Raw genomic sequence first — 2113 nt, 5'->3', positions numbered from 1 at the left:
TATCTATAACGACATATCCTCGCAGGAAATGGGCGTCAAGGCGAGACTTCTCTCCTGGCAGGTATCGGGCGCACTGCGAAACTACAGCACATCCATTCCTGGAAAATACGGAGCAGCGGACTTCGGATCGGATCTCGACAGCCGGGAAATCAGCGTGTCCTGTTCCATCTTTCCGAAGCTTCGTTTTGAAAATTTGGTAGCTGAACTCGATCAGATTGCCCTCTGGCTCTCGCCTTTGGACGGCTTAAAGCAGCTCATCTTTGACGAAGTGCCCGACCGCTATTTTATGGCAAGGCTGAAAGACAAGGTGGATTGCGAACGGGTCATCCGGGCAGCAGGACGCTTTGAACTGAAGTTCTTTTGCCCCGATCCCTTTTCCTATGCCGTGGAAGATGAGAATTTTGTTTTGACAGAGACAGGAACACATACCGTGACGAGATTACTTGGCAATATCGAGTCCGCTCCGGTCTATGCCTTACAGGGAGAACTGACAAAAACACCTAACAACTACATCTCTGTCTCTGTGAGTGGCGCAGAGATGAAGCTGGTGAATGCCAGTCTTTCACCCGGTGAGACACTTTTTATTGATACAGAGAATATGACGGCTTATGTCAAAGCTCAAAACGGCACGATTCTTAGAAACGGACTGCCGCTCTTACAGGAGCTGAACTTTCCTGAGCTTCGAGTCGGTGGCAATGAGATCGTGATTGAAGCGAGCAACGCCGTATTTACCGAACTCAAGATACAGGCAAAAAGTCGCTGGAGGTAGAGATGGCACTTAAAACAATCCTTAACAGACAGGAAGACTTTACTGGTGAGTTTCCGAAAGAGCATGCCATGTCCGGGCTCTGGCGTTTTAACGATGACGCCTGGGATGAAAATGGTCTTTTGACGGACAGCTCCGGACAAAACAGAAAGCTTGAAGTTGTAAACCGCACCGGCGTGACGGCAGGCCTTGTTTCCGGTGGTCTTGGTGGCTCAATTAAGATCAACCTTAACGATCCCGCTAATGAAAAAACCTACCTGAAAGCCGCCAATGACGGCACGTTCTTTCGGGACTTAGGCGATACCATCGCTGTCGGCGGCTGGATGATGCCGACCATTTACTCCGTCGGCAACACCTACTGTCCGCTCTTTAATACCCGGTACGGTCCGGGTCAGCCGATCTTCTATCTGTCGCTTTTCCAGGGACGTCCCCGCATCATGCTCTATAACGAAGCGGGATCGCTCATTTTGGACAGGACAACGTCACCGTCCTTTGCCATGCAAAACGGCGGCACCTACTTTATCTGCTGCCTGATTAGGGCAAACGACAAGACAGCGCAGTATTTTCTGGGTGACCGCTCAGATGGCAAAAACTGGATCTCGCCCGTCTACTCTTTTACAGACGAGCTAAACCGCAGCTCCGTGGCGGATATCATTATGGGAATGCACGCTGGAAGCTACTGGTATGCGGGCGGCTTTGATGACTGGTTTTTGGATACCAACTCAAGCCTTGCGATAGCGGATGTCGAAGACTTTTTTCTCTCTTCTCTCTCGGCAAACGGCGGGATTCACACGTCCACGGTCGATGCCACGGCCGAACCCGACAAGGTCATCCTAAGAGCAGTCGACGGGAATTTTCCTACAAACGGCGAGCTGATCACAAGAGCCCTGCCCTTAAGCCTTTCTGGCAATGGGAGAGTTTCTATCACGAAAGAATACGAAGCGGGAGTGACTGATATTTCGAAGGTAGAGATAGCAACAAGTGAAGACCGTCTTAGCTGGAGCGCTTGGGAAACACTCCCGCCAGACGGCTCTCTTCCTATGGGAAGCAGCTCTTATATCCGCTTTCGTCTGACCCTTACGACCAGTGATCCGAAAAAGACACCGAAGCTCGTGGATATCCGCATCTATGACATACCGAAAGCCCCCTATGAGCGAATTGGCTATGCCAGGCCGGTGCTCCTGGACAGAGACGGCGCCTGGGAAGCGGTGCTGGAAAATGCCTACGAGATCATCGTCACAGGCGAGGTCAACGGCGAAGATACGCTCTCTTTCAAGCTCCCATTCCGGGATGCCAAGCGCCGCTTTTTGGAGAATGAAAAGAAGATCCAGATCGTGGATGATATCT

2 protein-coding genes are annotated in these 2113 nt (G+C 51.2%); both read left to right on the top strand.

Translation table 11 applies throughout. The annotated features are described in order from the left end of the window. Nucleotide 1: 1 nt before the first annotated feature. The gene (locus GX839_07705; GenBank protein NLB05337.1) at nt 2–769 is read left to right on the top strand and encodes a phage tail family protein; all 768 of its coding nucleotides are present in this window, start codon (nt 2–4) and stop codon (nt 767–769) included. Between the two features lie 2 nt (nt 770–771). Further along, a partial coding sequence (locus GX839_07700) for a hypothetical protein (protein NLB05336.1) occupies nt 772–2113 on the top strand: 1342 nt, incomplete at its 3' end.

The sequence above is a fragment of the Fastidiosipila sp. genome, assembly GCA_012511175.1.
GTDB lineage: Bacteria > Bacillota > Clostridia > Saccharofermentanales > DTU023 > UBA4923.
The sequence above is the reverse complement of the archived record's forward strand: the minus strand, read 5'-3'. Positions and strand labels throughout refer to the sequence as shown.